Here is a 13,955-nt window from a genome sequence, read left to right as displayed (position 1 = left end):
CGATGCATTGGGCAACTGGTGGTCCCCCGTGGTACACGACGAGATGTGACGGAGGCTACTGGTCAGACCAGTTGAAGGGAAGAGCCTGCTCAGCTGATGGCCGACTCGGATAATCCGAGGTCAGGCCACATCAGGCGGATTCAGAGCAATACGTCCACCATCGAGCGCCGCGCCTCCGGCACGTACTCGGCGTAGTAGTGGTGCAACTCCTGGCGGGTCAGCCGGGCCACCTCGTCGGCTTCGCCCGCCCGCATCGCGTCGAGAACCCGGCGGTGGTGGGCCAGCGTGCGCTCCATCAGCGCTTCCCGATCCGGGGCCTGCGCGAGCTTGGTGGAGATCAGGTCCAGGACCATGCTCCGTACCGCGTCGAGGCAGAGCACGAGCAACTCGTTGCCCGACAACCGGGCGACGTGCTCGTGGAAGCGGACGTCCGCCGCGCTGAACGCCTCGTAGCCGTCGGCCACCGCGTCCCGCATGCCCGTCAGCGCCTGCTCCAGCTCGTCCAATTCGGACGGTGACGCCAGCCGGGCGGCGACCGATCCGGCCGCCGACTCGATGATCATCCGGAACTGGAGCAGCTCCGCCACGCCGAGCCGCCGGCTGTCCACGACCCGGGCGAACAGCTTGCGCATCGCCGAGGCGGTCGAGGCGATCACCTGCGGCCCGAGCGGGTCACCGGGGCGGGAACGGATCAGGCCGCTGCTCTCCAGCACGCGCAGCGCCTCACGCACAGTGGACCTGCTGACGTCGAACTGCGTGGTCAGCTCGCGCTCGCTCGGCAGCCGGTCCCCCGGCCGCAGATCCCCGGCGGCGATCCGCTCCTCGACCTGCCGGACGATCCCCTCGTACGCCCTCACGGTTCGCACTGGAGCGAACGAGACACCCTTCGGCATGGCGAACCTCCCGACGCACGGCGGCCTCGCGCCGCTGCGGACAACGGTACGGTGCATCGACCCGTCCGGTGGTCAGCCCCCGCCCGCCACGACGAGTGCGCAGGCCGGGCGGCGGGTCACCGGAGGAGGCGGCGGGCGCACGGGCCGTCGTGGTCGGCCCGCAGCAGGCAGCGCCGGCCGTCGCCCATCCGCAGATCACAGAAGACCCGATGGCGTACGCCCTGCTCGTCCTCGGCCGAGACGGTGGTCTCGCCCGGGTCGGCCTGGGCGAGCACGCCCGACCAGCGGGCGACGACCCGGGCCAGGCGTACGGCGCCGGCCAGGTCACCGGCGACGACCGGCAGGTGGATGACGAACCGCTCGCGGGGACTCATCGACGGTACGCTCCCGCGTTCATCCGCTTCTGCGCCTGCTCGGACTGCCAGCGCCGCAGCGCGTCCCGGACCCGCGCGGTCTCCTCCCGGCTGACGCCGAGCGCCCGGTAGACGTCGGCCAGGTCGAGCGCCACCCGGTCGAGGAACTCGTGCACCTCGGCCGGGTCGAGCCCGCGCCGGCCCAGCCGGGTCGTCCGGAACCGCCGTTCCCGCACCTGCCAGGGGCGCAACGGCGTGTAGTTGGCCGCCCGGTAGCAGCCCGGCTGGGTGGTGCCGCGACCGGCTCGCGCGCGCCGACCGGGCCACCGGATGTTCCACCGCACGAACGCCTGCCTCTCGTGGTCGAAGGGACTGGAAGGGCGGGACCACCCGCCCGCCGCGCGCGGGCGGACCCGCCCGCCCCGCCACCGCAGCGTCACTTCGCGGTACGGCACCGGGGCAGACCGATCGGTCCGTCTCCCGCATACGCGACACGGACCGTGAGAAGGAAACTACATTGAATGACATGTGGCCACAAGGCCCTACGGCCAGAAGTTCAGATACCCACGAGGGCACAAGGCTGAAGACATGGCCATCGATCCGCGCTCGCACACGCCGGTCTATGTGCAGCTTGCCGACCTGCTGCGCGAACGGATCGAGTCAGGAGAGATGCCGGCCGGATCGACCCTCGCCAGCGAGGCACGCCTCTCGCAGGAATACGGCATCGGCCGCGACGCCGTTCGCATGGCGATCTCGCTGCTGCGATCGGAGGGCCTGGTCAGCACGAGGCGCGGCCACGGCACCGTCGTCCGTGAGACGCCGCAACGCAGGCAGGTCGAACTCGCACCCGGCGGATCGGTCGTCGCGCGGATGCCTACCGGCGCCGAGCGCCGGAACATGCTGCTGGACGAGGGCGTGCCGGTGCTCGAGATCCACGGCCCGGAGGGCGACGTGGAGTTGCTGCCGGGCGACGAGGTGGAGCTGACCCGCCCGGCGCACGACTGAGCCGGGCGGCGCGCGTCAGGCGGTGGGCGTACCCATCGCCACGTCGTCGACCTTGATGTTGATCTCGTCGACCCGCAGGCCGTACGCCTCGACGGCGGACGCGACGGCGATCCGCACCTCGTCGGTGACCTGCGGAACCGGGTGGCCCGCCTCGATCACGAGGACCAGGTTGATCACGGCCGCGCCGTCGGTGACGTGGGCCGTGCAGCCCCGCCGGGCGTCGCCGACCTGGTCGAGCCCGACCCGGTCGAGCACCGCGTTGAAGAACCGGGCCACGTCACCGCCCAGCTCGGCCACGCCGGGCACCCCTCGGGCGGCGGCCACCGCGATCTTCTCCACCACCTCGTCGGAGACGTGCGTGGTGCCGGCCGCCACCGCGTCCGGCGTCACCTGAAGTTCCTGGGTCGCCTCGTCAGCCATGCTCTCCCACCCGTCGCACCGCCCCGCGCCGACGGCGTGGGGCGGTGCGAGCGTACTAGGCGGAGGCGGTCCGCAGTGGACGGCCGCCCGGTTCAGCGTGCCCCGGCCGGCGCCGGCTCGCCGATCCCGTCCAGCCCGCCGGAGGTGCCCGGCACCGGGTGCGGCCCGGCGCCGCCCGCTGCCTGCCCGCGACGCCGGAGCCAGCGGTCGACACCGAGGTTGAGCAGCAGGCCGACCGCCGCCCAGACCGCCACGACGGCCAGGTTCCGTCCGACGCCGACCCCGCCGAAGTAGACGAGCGACCGGGCCGTGTCCACCGCTGCGGGCAGCGGCAGGACGCCCTGGAGCGTCCGGAAGAACTCCGGCACCATGTAGACCGACAGGCCGCCGCCGGACGCGGGCACGCCGGCCATCATCAGGACCACCATCATCGGGATGATCGCGGCGAGGCCGAAGGTACGGGTGAACACGGCGGTCACCAGTGACACGGCGAAGATGGTGACCGCGCCGAAGCCGATCATCTCCAGGGCGTGCCCGTTGACCGCGCCGATGATCACGTCGAACAGCAGCCACAGCCAGGCGGACATGCCGATCGCCCAGCCACCGAGGATCGGCAGGAACTGCCGCAGCCGCCGGATGTGCGGCGCCCCGCCCCGGAGCACCGCGAGCATCAGGAAGCCGGACATGATCCAGGACATGCCGACGTACAGGCTGTTGCTGCCCATCGTGTCGGTCTCGCTCAGCGGCGACACGTCGGTGACCGCCAGCGGCATCTGCTGCCCGGCCGCGACCTGCTGGAACATGGTCTGGACCATGGTGTGCTGGCTGGACCCGGCGGCCGAGGACGAGTACAGCGTGGCCTCGCCACCGGGCGTGGACGGCAGCACGTACGCGGCGACCAGGTCACGCGCGAGGATGCGCTCGCGGGCCTCGTCCACCGACGCGGCCACGGAGATGTCGACGACGCCGTTCAGGCCCGCCCGCAGCCCGGCGGCGGCCCGCTCGGCCTGCTCCGGGACGGCGGCGACCACCGCGACCGGGATGTCGTGGGGCTCCGGCTTGTGCATGGAGAAGCTCATCAGGCCCACCACGACGACAAGGATGCTCAGCGGGAACGCCGCGACCGTCGCGTACCGGAATCGCTTGGACCGCGGCGGCCCGCCGGCCAGCGCGGGCAGCGGCGTGTCCGGGCCGTCGACCTGCGGCGCCTGCGGGATGGGTGCCCCACCGCGCTCCTTGAGCAGGCAGAGCGCCACGGCGGCGACGATCCACGCGGCGAGCGTCAGCAGGTGGACGCCGATGCCCCGGCCGCCGAAGTAGAGCGCCGACCGCAGCGCCTCGCCGGCCGCCGGCAGGGGCAGTACGCCGTGCAGGAACTGGAAGAACCCGGGCATCGTGTGGACCGGCAGCGCCAGGTTCGACGCGGGCATGCCGAACACGACGAAGAGCAGCATCCCGAGCAGGACCGCCAGCGGCCCCATCAGCTTGGTGAACAGAAGCTGGGCGAGACCGACGGCGGCGGTGGCGAGCATGCCGACGCCGAGGAACGTGAGGTAGTGGCCGTCCACCGCGCCGACGACCGGGCCGAGGATCAGCCAGACGATCGTGCTGGTCAGCGCGGACCAGCCGGCGACCAGCGGGACGAACCGCCGCAGGCGCAGCAGGTGGGGGGTGGCCATCAGGAGCAGGCTCAGCGGCACGTACCCGGCGAGCATCATGCCCATCGCGGCGAACAGCACGGCGATGCCGGCCCGGTCCTCGTCGGGCAGCGCCGCGACCTCCTCGACCGTTGACGTCCACTGCTGCTGCACCGCGACCGGGGCGAGAAGCTGCTGGGCGGTGGCGGCGCCGGAGGCCCCGGCCGCCGAGGCCGTGAAGATCGTCGCCTGGTCCGACCCGGCGGCCGGGAGTTGCAGCGCGCCGCTGATCTCCCGGTCCCGCAGCAGCTCGACCGCGGCGTCCCGGGACGTCACCAGCCGGGCCTCGACCGGCTCGCCGGGGGCGGCGTTGAGCGCGTCGACGACGCCCTGCGCCTGGGCGCCGCTGCCGACCACCGCCACCGGCATCTGCCGGGGGTGTGGGGAGTGCATCGTCGCCACGTAGGTCGCGAACATCATCGTGACCATGAGGAACGGCATGACGAAGAGGGCGACCGAGCGGATGATCCGTTCCTTGCGGTCGGCGGCGTTCGGCTCGGCGGTCGCCGGGTCGGTGGTGGACGGCACAGGCATGCTCCGGACTGGGTTCGCGGCCGCGTCGGGCCAGAATGTAAGTCAACTGACTTACGTAGTGTAGGTGACGCCGGCGCCGGACCACGAAACGACTAGGTTTGGCCTGCGCCACAGTCGCGCGGTCCACGAGGAGGGGTGCGGTCATGGCACGGTCGGAGGCAGCCCGCGTCGCGCTGCTCGACGCGGCCGAACGCCTGTTCGCCGAGGAGGGGATCGCCCAGGTCTCCGACCGCCGGGTGGCCGAGGTGGCCGGCAACACCAACCACTCGGCGGTGCGCTACTACTTCGGCGGCCGGGAGGGCCTGCTCCGGGCACTGGTCGCCCGGCACATGGACGCCCTCGCCGAACCCCGCCGGGCGATGCCCGAGCAGCCCGACTCGGTCCTCGGCGACGTGCGCAGTCTCGTACAGCCGTCCATGGCGGTGCTCGCGAGCCTGCCCCGGCCGAGCTGGCGGGCCCGCTTCCTCGCCCAGGCCCTGCACGACCCGACGCTGCGGGTGCTGATGCGCGAGGCGTTCGAGTCGGCCTTCGTCGACCTGCCGGCCCGCGCGTCGCTGGCGTCGCGCCTGGCGCACCTCGACCGGGGAGTGGTGGCCGGCCGGTCGGCGCTGATCGCCCGCATCGTCATGACCGCCACCGCCGAGGTCGAGGCCCGGGCCGAGCAGGAGAGGCAGGACCCGCGCTGGCTGGACGTCGGCGACTTCCTCGCCGACGCCATCGCCGGCATGCTGGCGGCTCCGGTCAGCCGGCCCGGAGCCGCCAACCCGCTCACCGACGCGGAACTCTGAGCCCGGAGGCGGGCCGGCCGAACCCGGCGGCCGCGCCTTCAGGAACCGAGCTGGGCCAGCAGCTCGTCGGCCGCCGCGTACGGGTCGATGGCGCCCTCGGCCACCTTGGCCGCGAGCGTCGGGAGCTGCGTACCGTCGCGCAGTGAGCCGATCCGGGCGCGCAGCACGCCCAGCGCGATCGCCTCGATCTCGGCGGCGGCCCGTGCCTCCCGGCGGCGGCGCAGCTCGCCGTGGCGCTCCAGCCAGTCGCGGTGCTTGTCGATCGCGGCGGCGATGTCGTCGATGCCCTCGGCACGGGCGGCGATCGAGCGGACCACCTGCGGTCGCCACTCCCCCGGCCCGCGCTCGCCCAGCGCGATCATGCCCTGGATGTCGCGGACGGTGGCGTCCGCGCCGTCCCGGTCGGCCTTGTTGACCACGAAGACGTCGGCGATCTCCAGGATGCCGGCCTTCACGGCCTGGATCGCGTCGCCCATGCCCGGCGCGAGCAGCACCAGCGTGGTGTCGGCCAGCGAGGCCACCTCCACCTCGGCCTGCCCGACGCCGACGGTCTCGACCAGCACCACGTCGCAGCCCGCGCCCTCCAGCACGCGCACCGCCTGCGGCGTGGCCGCGGAGAGCCCGCCCAGGTGGCCCCGGCTGGACATCGAGCGGATGTAGACGCCCGGGTCGGTCGCGTGGTCCTGCATCCGGACCCGGTCGCCGAGGATCGCGCCGCCGGTGAACGGGCTGGACGGGTCGATCGCCAGCACGCCCACCCGGTGCCCGCGCGCCCGCAGCGCCCGTACCAGCTCGTTCGTGGTGGTCGACTTGCCCACGCCGGGCGAGCCGGTCAGGCCGACCACCTGGGCCTGCCCGGCGTACGGCGCGAGCGCCGCCGCCACCTGCGGCAGCACCTCGTCGCCGGACTCGACCAGGGTGATCAGGCGGGCCACCGCGCGGGGGTCACCCGCGCGGGCCCGTTCCACCAGCATGGGTACGTCCCGGCTGCGGCGCACCGGGCCGGTGGCCGCCGCCGGGGCGTTCTGTGCATCGTTCACAGGTATCAGCAATCAGCTCTCGGCGCCGTTCGGCACGTGGATGATCAGCGCGTCGCCCTGCCCGCCACCGCCGCAGAGCGCCGCCGCGCCGGTGCCGCCGCCGCGCCGCTTCAGCTCCATCGCGAGCGTGAGTACGAGGCGGGCGCCGGACATGCCGATCGGGTGGCCGAGCGCGATCGCGCCGCCGTTGACGTTGACCTTGTCGGGGCTGATGCCGAGGTCACGGGTGGACTGGATGCCCACCGCAGCGAACGCCTCGTTGATCTCGATGAGGTCGAGGTCCTCGATGCTCAGGCCGCCCTTCTTCAGGGCGTGGTTGATCGCGTTGGACGGCTGCGAGTGCAGGGAGTTGTCCGGGCCGGCCACGTTGCCGTGGGCGCCGATCTCGGCCAGCCAGGTCAGGCCCAGCTCCTTGGCCTTGGCCTTGCTCATCACGACCACGGCGGCCGCGCCGTCGGAGATCGGCGAGGAGCTGCCGGCGGTGATGGTGCCGTCCTTGGTGAAGGCGGGACGCAGCTTGCCGAGCGACTCGGCGGTGGTGTCCGGACGGATGCCCTCGTCCTCGCTGATCACCAGCGGGTCGCCCTTGCGCTGCGGGATGACCACCGGGGTGATCTCGTCGCCGAAGTGGCCGTTCTTCTGCGCGGCGGCGGCACGCTGGTGACTGGCCGCGGAGAACGCGTCCTGCTCCTCGCGGGTGATGCCGTGCTTCGCGCCGTGGCGCTCGGTGGACTCGCCCATCGAGCAGCAGTCCCAGGCGTCGGTGAGGCCGTCGAGGGCCATGTGGTCCTTGACCGTCACGTCGCCGTACTTGTAGCCGGAGCGCTGACCGAGCAGCAGGTGCGGGGCGTTCGTCATCGACTCCATGCCACCGGCCACCACGACGTCGAACTCACCGGCCCGGATGAGCTGGTCGGCGAGCGCGATCGCGTCCAGCCCGGAGAGGCAGACCTTGTTGATGGTCAGCGCCGGGGTGGACATCGGGATGCCGGCCTCGACGGCCGCCTGCCGGGCCGGGATCTGCCCGGCGCCGGCCTGGAGCACCTGGCCCATGATCACGTACTGGACCTGCTCGGGCGCGACGCCGGCGCGCTCCAGGGCCGCCTTGATCGCGATGCCACCGAGCCTGGTCGCGGGGAGGTCCTTGAGGTTGCCCAGCAGGCGCCCCATGGGGGTCCGCGCGCCGCTGACGATCACCGAAGCCATTGCCTGCCTCCGAGGGGGTGCCGACCTGTACGCCTTAACGATTGTTCGGTCAGACTAGCGTCATGGCTGAGAACTCCCCCGTCGAGCCCGCTGCCGAGTTTGTCACAGACATCGGCCTGCGCCGCATCGACCACGTCGGGATCGCCGTGGCCGACCTGGACGCCGCGATCGACTTCTACCAGCGCACGTTCGGGATGCGCTGCGTGCACACCGAGACCAACGACGAGCAGGGCGTACGCGAGGCGATGCTCGCGGTCGGGCCGGACGCCTCCGGCGGCATGGTGCAGCTGCTCGCGCCGCTGTCCCCGGACACCACGATCGGCAAGTTCCTGGACAAGCGCGGTCCCGGCATCCAGCAGGTGGCGTACACGGTGGCGGACATCGACGTGGCCTGCGCGGCGCTGCGTGAGCGCGGCGTCCGGCTGCTCTACGACGCACCCCGGCGCGGCACGTCGGACTCCCGGGTCAACTTCGTGCACCCCAAGGACGCCGGTGGCGTGCTGATCGAGCTGGTCCAGCCGGCCTGACGCGCGCGGAGGGGGCCGGTCGCGGCCCCCTCCCGGCATGCGGGAAGGCGCGCGGCAGTGCGCACTTGCACGTTCCCACGGACACCTCCACGCATCGGTGGATGCAGTTTTTCACAGAGGGGTTCCCGCTTTAGCTACCGTTCAGTAACGTCCGCCCGAACAGCAGCGGCGACCGGTTGCCGAATGTGTCGATTGCCGACATGGCGGTCCCGTCGCACCGGCGCCGACGATGGCAGCACCCCTGCCCGCGTCGTGCGGGTGCGGACAAACGGGAGGTCACCGTGCAGGACATCCTCGAAGCGATCATGGCGGCGGAGGGTTCGTCGCAGCCGGAGCGGGAGCTCGCCGGCCTCGCCGGCCTGCCCGTGCCGGAGAGCTACCGGGGCGTGGTGGTGCGTGCCGAGGACACCCGCATGTTCGAGGGCATGGCCACCCGCGACAAGGACCCGCGCAAGGCGCTGCACGTGCAGGAGGTGCCCACCCCCGAACTGGGCCCGGGTGAGGCGCTCGTCGCGGTGATGGCCAGCGCGATCAACTACAACACGGTGTGGACGAGCATCTTCGAGCCGCTGCCCACCTTCAAGTTCCTCCAGCGCTACGGCCGGCTCTCCGAGCTGACCCGCCGCCACGACCTGCCGTACCACGTGGTCGGCTCGGACGCCGCGGGCGTGGTGCTGCGCACCGGGCCGGGCGTGACCAAGTGGAAGGCCGGCGACGAGGTGGTCGCGCACTGCCTCTCGGTCGAGCTGGAGGACTCCGCCGGCCACGACGACACGATGCTCGACCCGCAGCAGCGGATCTGGGGCTTCGAGACCAACTTCGGCGGCCTGGCCGAGCTGGCGATCGTCAAGGCCAACCAGCTGATGCCGAAGCCGCGCCACCTGAGCTGGGAGGAGGCGGCCAGCCCGGGGCTGGTCAACTCCACCGCGTACCGGCAGCTCGTCTCGCACCACGGCGCGAACATGAAGCAGGGCGACGTCGTGCTGATCTGGGGCGCCTCCGGCGGCCTCGGCGGGTACGCCACCCAGATGGCGCTCAACGGCGGCGCGATCCCGGTCTGCGTGGTGTCCTCGCCGGAGAAGGCCGAGCTGTGCCGCAAGATGGGCGCCGAGCTGGTCATCGACCGCACCGCCGAGGGGTTCAAGTTCTGGTCCGACGAGCACACCCAGGACCAGGACGAGTGGCGGCGCTTCGGTGAGCGCATCCGCGAGCTGACCGGCGGCGAGGACCCGGACATCGTCTTCGAGCACCCGGGCCGGGAGACGTTCGGCGCCAGCGTCTACGTCGCCAAGAAGGGCGGCACGATCGTCACCTGCGCCTCCACCAGCGGCTTCAACCACCAGTACGACAACCGCTACCTGTGGATGCACCTCAAGCGCATCGTCGGTAGCCACTTCGCCAACTACCACGAGGCGTGGCAGGCCAACCGGCTGGTCGCGCTGGGCAAGGTGCACCCGACCGTGTCGAAGACGTACGCGCTGGAGCAGACCGGCCAGGCCGCGTACGAGGTGCACCGCAACGCGCACCAGGGCAAGGTCGGCGTGCGGTGCCTCGCCCCCGCCGACGGGCTCGGCGTCCGGGACATCGAGATGCGTTCGCGCCACGAAAGCGCCATCAACCGGTTCCGCGGTCACTGACCGTACGGTCGCACCGGATTGCCTTTCCGGCCGAGCCGGGCACCATTCGACCGGCGTACGCACAAAGGGCCGCGGGTACCGACCCGCGGCCCTTTTCGCGCCGCCTTCCCCGCAGAAGCCCGACCCGCCCCACCCGCCCGGGAGCTGCCAAGATCGCCAATTGGTCCGGTCTCACCGGCCGACCGAGTTGACCATGTAAACAGGACGCGAAAGGTGCCCACCGCTCTTGCGAACCACCCTGGGGCGTCTGCCAGTATGTCCCAATGCCCCAGCAGCAGTCCTCCCCTCTTGCGTTCTTCGATAACGCGAACTCACAGCCCGATTTCACCGTTGGCCTGCGTGGTTACAACACCAACCAGGTCGACGACTTCATCGGCCGCCTCAGCGCCGCCCTGAGCCAGTCCGAGCAGGCCCGCGCCGAGGCCGAGCAGCGGATGAACGACGCCCAGCGCCGGCTGCGGCAGGCCGAGCAGCGCCAGAGCGCGCTGGAGCAGAAGCTCACCGAGACCAACAAGCAGCTCGAGGAGAACAGCCGGCCGACGCTCTCCGGCCTGGGCACTCGCGTCGAGCAGATCCTGCGGCTGGCCGAGGAGCAGGCGAACGACCACCGCAACGAGGCCAAGCGCGAGTCGGAGGGCATCCTCTCCGCCGCCCGCCTCGAGGCGCGTGAGATCACCGACAAGGCCCGCGCCGAGGCCGCCGCCATGAAGGCCACCGCCGAGCGCGAGGCCGGCAGCGTCCGTACCGCCGCCGAGCGCGAGGCCGCCGAGGTCCGCGTGCAGGCCCGCCGCGAGGCCGACACGCTGCGCGCCGACGCCGACCGGGAGACCAAGCAGCTGCGTACGGTCACCGCCCACGAGGTGGCCGAGCTGAAGTCCACGGTCGAGCGCGAGGTCGCCACGCTGCGCGCCACCGCCGAGCGGGAGATCACCCAGCAGCGCGCCAAGGCCGCCCGGGAGGCCGAGGAGAAGCGGGCCGAGGCGACCAAGCTGCTCACCGACGCGCGCGACAAGCGCGACAAGGACCTGCAGGCCCTGGAGCTGCAGCTCGCCGAGCGGCGGGAGAAGGCCGAGCGCGAGGAGTCGGAGCGGCACGCCGCCCAGGTCGCGCAGACCCAGAAGCTGGTGAACGAGGCCGAGCAGCGCGCCCGCGCCGCGCAGGAGCGGGCCAAGGAGATCGAGCAGCGGGCCGAGGCCCGGCGGGTCGAGTCCGAGCGCACCGCCAACGAGACCGTCGACAAGGCCAAGGCGCTGGCCGACAAGACGCTCAACGAGGCGCGCGCCGAGGCGCAGCGGGTGCTCAACGAGGCCCGCACCGAGGCCGAGCTGACCACGCAGGCGGCCCGCCGCGAGGTCGAGGACCTGACCCGTCAGAAGGACGCGGTCACCTCGCAGCTCGGGCAGATGCTGTCCGGCCTGGCCGGCATCGTGCCGGGCGTGCCGGCCGGCGGCAAGACCGAGGCGCCGAAGGGCGACGCCGCCGCGCAGAAGGTGACGGCCGAGTCGGCCGGCTGACCGTTACACCCGCTGTCGGGGGCATGAGCCACGGCGCGGGGTGACGCCGGGTGACCGGTGTCGCCCCGCGCCGTCATGCTTGTGCGGCCCGTTTCGCCAGGAGGGTGAAGTAGCTCCCAGAAGGGGCGTCCGTATCGCCCCAGCAGAGCCGGATGCGTGTGAGGATGGGGGCATGTCGCACGGCGAGGAACTGTTCGCGCTCGGCGGGGACGTGACGACGGAGCCCAGCTTCGAGTCAGCCCTGCGGGGATACGAGAAACGGCAGGTCGACCGCTACGTCGCTCGCGCGGAGCACGAGATCGCGGCGTTGACCACCGAGCGGGAACAGGCATACACCCAGATCCACAAGCTGGCCGGTCAGGTCGAGGTGCTCCAGCGCGACCTGGCCCAGGTGCGCAAGCAGGCGGCGGTGGTGGACCGGGCGTCGTTCCGGCACCTGGGTCCGCGCGTCGAGCAGATCCTCACCATGGCCGAAGAGCAGGCCGACGACATCCTGGCCGCCGCCAACGAGGAGATCGAGGCCCGCCGCGCCGCCGCCGAGCACATCGTCGAGGAGGCCCGGGAGCAGGCCAACCAGGCGCTCAAGGACTTCGAGATCGCGCTTGCGGCCCGCCGGACCGAGGAGGAGCGGCACACCGCCGCCCGCAAGGCCGAGGCCGAGGCCACGCTGAAGGCCGCCAAGGACGAGTCGGCGAAGCTGCGCAAGGACGCGCAGGACGAGTCGACGAAGCTGCGGACGGCAGCCCAGGACGAGGCCGAGAAGCTGCGCCGGACCGCCCAGGACGCGCTGGCGAAGGCCCAGCAGGAGGCCACCCAGCTCCGCGACACCGCCAAGGAGATCCACTCCCGGGCACAGCAGGAGGCCGCGCGGCTGCGGGAGTCGGCCAAGGAGGCGCTGGCCAAGGCCCAGCAGGAGGCGAACCAGCTCCGCGAGGCGGCCAAGGAGGTGCACGCCAAGGGCCAGCAGGAGGCCAAGCGGCTCACCGACGCCGCCGCCGAGGCCGGCCGGGCCACGCACGCCAAGGCGCTGGCCGAGGCCAAGAAGATCGTGGACGACGCGGAGGAGGCCGCCAAGGCCACCCGCGGCCGGGCCCGCAGCGAGGCCAACCGGCTCACCACCGAGGCCGCCGAGGCCGCCAAGCGCAACCGCGCCGAGGTCGAGGCGTACGTGCAGCGCATGCGCACCGAGACCGAGGCGTACGTGCAGCAGGCCCGCGCGCAGACCCAGCAGGAGCTGGGCGCGTGGCGGGCCGGGGTGGAGAAGGAGGTCGCGGAGCGGCGGGACGGCGCGGAGAAGGAGCTGGCCCAGCGCCGGGCGGCCGCCGAGCAGGAGTTCGCCAAGCGCCGCGACGAGCTGGACAAGCAGCACGCCAAGCGGCAGGAGGAGCTGGAGCAGGCGTACACGACGCGGCGCGACGAGATCGAGCGCACCGCCGCCGACGTCCGGCAGGCCGCCGAGGCCGACGCGCTGAGCATGCGGCAGCAGGCCGAGTTGGAGGCCGCGGAGCTGCTGCGCCGCGCCGAGGCGGACGCCGGCGCGCAGCGCCGCAAGGCCGACGAGCACGTCGCGGCCTCGCGACGCCAGTTCGAGGAGTACGCGGCCACCACCCAGCAGCACCTCGCCACCACGCAGCAGCACCTGGCCGCCACGCAGCAGGAGGTGGCCGCCGGCCGGCAGCAGCTCGCCGGGGTCATGCTGGAGATCGCCAAGGCCCAGCAGGAGCTGGCCGACCTGCGTACCGAGACCTGGAAGTCGCGGCAGGAGTCCGACGACCTGCAGCGCCGCCTCACCGACCTGCGGCGCGACGCCGACTCGGCCGGGATCGCGGCCACCCCGGTCGACCCGGACGACCTCGCCACCGCCGCCTCCGTCGGCCGGTCCACCGGCGACGGCACGCCGGCGGGAGAGGGCACGCCGGTCACCGGCGGCGCGGAGAGCCCCGGCGACACCCCGGCAGGCGGCGGTGCGCCGGTGGCCGCGAAGGGCACCGCCACCGCGGTCCCCAACGGCGCCGGGCCGGCCAAGGGTGACGGCGAGCCCGCCGACGCGGGCAAGGCGAAGCCGGTCGGGGAACCGGTGACCACGATGGACTCCCCCGCCGGCGCGGGCGTCGACGGGGAGCCCACTGTGGCCGCCGTACCGGGCGAGGGCGGCCGGGGCGCCACCCCGACGAAGATCACCAGCACCGGCGAGAACGGCAAGCGCCCGACCAAGCCGACCACCGACGAGCGCAGCGCCAAGCCCAGCACGGTGACGGTCGACAAGGACTGATCCACCCGCCGCGCCGGATCGGGGAGGTGGTGGCATCCGCCCCACCCGGACCACACCACTTCCCCGAGC

Annotated in this window: 13 protein-coding genes; 6 read left to right on the top strand and 7 right to left on the bottom strand. The window is 72.7% G+C overall.

Translation table 11 applies throughout. The features are described from left to right. Positions 1-140: 140 nt before the first annotated feature. The 3 genes from AC2CHG_RS05845 to AC2CHG_RS05835 form a co-directional block, all read right to left on the bottom strand. Positions 141-857, bottom strand: a complete 717-nt coding sequence (locus AC2CHG_RS05845) for a FadR/GntR family transcriptional regulator (RefSeq protein WP_262014034.1) — start codon at positions 855-857, stop codon at positions 141-143. Positions 858-1,009: 152 nt separating this feature from the next. Further along, the gene (locus AC2CHG_RS05840) at positions 1,010-1,267 is read right to left on the bottom strand and encodes a hypothetical protein (protein ID WP_030503872.1); all 258 of its coding nucleotides are present in this window, start codon (positions 1,265-1,267) and stop codon (positions 1,010-1,012) included. Further along, a complete protein-coding gene (locus tag AC2CHG_RS05835) occupies positions 1,264-1,590 on the bottom strand; it encodes a DivIVA domain-containing protein (RefSeq protein ID WP_450068459.1) in 327 nt (108 codons plus the stop codon). Before AC2CHG_RS05835 ends, AC2CHG_RS05840 begins: the two co-directional genes overlap by 4 nt. 244 nt (positions 1,591-1,834) lie before the next feature. Between AC2CHG_RS05835 and AC2CHG_RS05830 the strand changes: the two genes are divergently transcribed. Continuing rightward, positions 1,835-2,251, top strand: coding sequence for a GntR family transcriptional regulator (locus tag AC2CHG_RS05830; RefSeq protein ID WP_262014032.1), 417 nt, complete (start codon positions 1,835-1,837; stop codon positions 2,249-2,251). Between the two features lie 15 nt (positions 2,252-2,266). Here AC2CHG_RS05830 and AC2CHG_RS05825 read toward each other — a convergent pair whose 3' ends face one another. Both AC2CHG_RS05825 and AC2CHG_RS05820 read right to left on the bottom strand, forming a co-directional pair. Beyond that, entirely contained in the window at positions 2,267-2,671 is a 405-nt protein-coding gene (locus tag AC2CHG_RS05825; RefSeq protein ID WP_262014031.1) for an Asp23/Gls24 family envelope stress response protein, read from the bottom strand. A gap of 92 nt (positions 2,672-2,763) precedes the next feature. After that, entirely contained in the window at positions 2,764-4,902 is a 2,139-nt protein-coding gene (locus AC2CHG_RS05820) for an ABC transporter permease (RefSeq protein ID WP_484524305.1), read from the bottom strand. 143 nt (positions 4,903-5,045) lie between these two features. Between AC2CHG_RS05820 and AC2CHG_RS05815 the strand changes: the two genes are divergently transcribed. Next, positions 5,046-5,690, top strand: a complete 645-nt coding sequence (locus AC2CHG_RS05815) for a TetR family transcriptional regulator (protein ID WP_355508879.1) — start codon at positions 5,046-5,048, stop codon at positions 5,688-5,690. A 38-nt stretch (positions 5,691-5,728) separates the two neighbouring features. On the opposite strand, the gene meaB is transcribed toward AC2CHG_RS05815, so the two are convergent. Continuing rightward, positions 5,729-6,730, bottom strand: a complete 1,002-nt coding sequence (gene meaB / locus AC2CHG_RS05810; RefSeq protein WP_387188182.1) for a methylmalonyl Co-A mutase-associated GTPase MeaB — start codon at positions 6,728-6,730, stop codon at positions 5,729-5,731. A gap of 12 nt (positions 6,731-6,742) precedes the next feature. Next, positions 6,743-7,936: an acetyl-CoA C-acetyltransferase gene (locus tag AC2CHG_RS05805; RefSeq protein ID WP_120573447.1), complete on the bottom strand. Its 1,194-nt coding sequence runs from the start codon at positions 7,934-7,936 to the stop codon at positions 6,743-6,745. Positions 7,937-7,998: 62 nt separating this feature from the next. On the opposite strand from AC2CHG_RS05805, the gene mce reads away from it, so the two are divergent. From mce to AC2CHG_RS05785, 4 genes are all read left to right on the top strand, one after another. Beyond that, complete coding sequence (gene mce, locus AC2CHG_RS05800; protein WP_194800614.1) at positions 7,999-8,463, top strand: methylmalonyl-CoA epimerase; 465 nt, start codon at positions 7,999-8,001, stop codon at positions 8,461-8,463. A gap of 281 nt (positions 8,464-8,744) precedes the next feature. Further along, positions 8,745-10,100 (top strand): crotonyl-CoA carboxylase/reductase, encoded by a 1,356-nt coding sequence (gene ccrA / locus AC2CHG_RS05795; RefSeq protein ID WP_355508876.1) that lies wholly within the window; start codon positions 8,745-8,747, stop codon positions 10,098-10,100. 263 nt (positions 10,101-10,363) lie between these two features. Next, positions 10,364-11,614 carry a DivIVA domain-containing protein gene (locus tag AC2CHG_RS05790; RefSeq protein ID WP_194800613.1) on the top strand — a complete coding sequence of 417 codons (1,251 nt, stop codon included), beginning with the start codon at positions 10,364-10,366 and terminating at the stop codon, positions 11,612-11,614. A 172-nt stretch (positions 11,615-11,786) separates the two neighbouring features. Further along, positions 11,787-13,886 (top strand): coiled-coil domain-containing protein, encoded by a 2,100-nt coding sequence (locus AC2CHG_RS05785; RefSeq protein WP_484524304.1) that lies wholly within the window; start codon positions 11,787-11,789, stop codon positions 13,884-13,886. Positions 13,887-13,955: the final 69 nt, after the last annotated feature.

This window comes from Micromonospora sp. ATLC20 (assembly GCF_057196585.1).
This window is presented reverse-complemented; position numbering and strand designations above follow the sequence as displayed.

Coding starts and splice junctions, on each gene's coding strand:
- AC2CHG_RS05790 (WP_194800613.1), top strand. CDS start 10,364: ATGCCCCAGCAGCAGTCCTCCCCTCTTGCGTTCTTCGATAACGCGAAC.
- AC2CHG_RS05815 (WP_355508879.1), top strand. CDS start 5,046: ATGGCACGGTCGGAGGCAGCCCGCGTCGCGCTGCTCGACGCGGCCGAA.
- AC2CHG_RS05825 (WP_262014031.1), bottom strand. CDS start 2,671: ATGGCTGACGAGGCGACCCAGGAACTTCAGGTGACGCCGGACGCGGTG.
- AC2CHG_RS05820 (WP_484524305.1), bottom strand. CDS start 4,902: ATGCCTGTGCCGTCCACCACCGACCCGGCGACCGCCGAGCCGAACGCC.
- AC2CHG_RS05830 (WP_262014032.1), top strand. CDS start 1,835: ATGGCCATCGATCCGCGCTCGCACACGCCGGTCTATGTGCAGCTTGCC.
- mce (WP_194800614.1), top strand. CDS start 7,999: ATGGCTGAGAACTCCCCCGTCGAGCCCGCTGCCGAGTTTGTCACAGAC.
- AC2CHG_RS05785 (WP_484524304.1), top strand. CDS start 11,787: ATGTCGCACGGCGAGGAACTGTTCGCGCTCGGCGGGGACGTGACGACG.
- AC2CHG_RS05840 (WP_030503872.1), bottom strand. CDS start 1,267: ATGAGTCCCCGCGAGCGGTTCGTCATCCACCTGCCGGTCGTCGCCGGT.
- AC2CHG_RS05805 (WP_120573447.1), bottom strand. CDS start 7,936: ATGGCTTCGGTGATCGTCAGCGGCGCGCGGACCCCCATGGGGCGCCTG.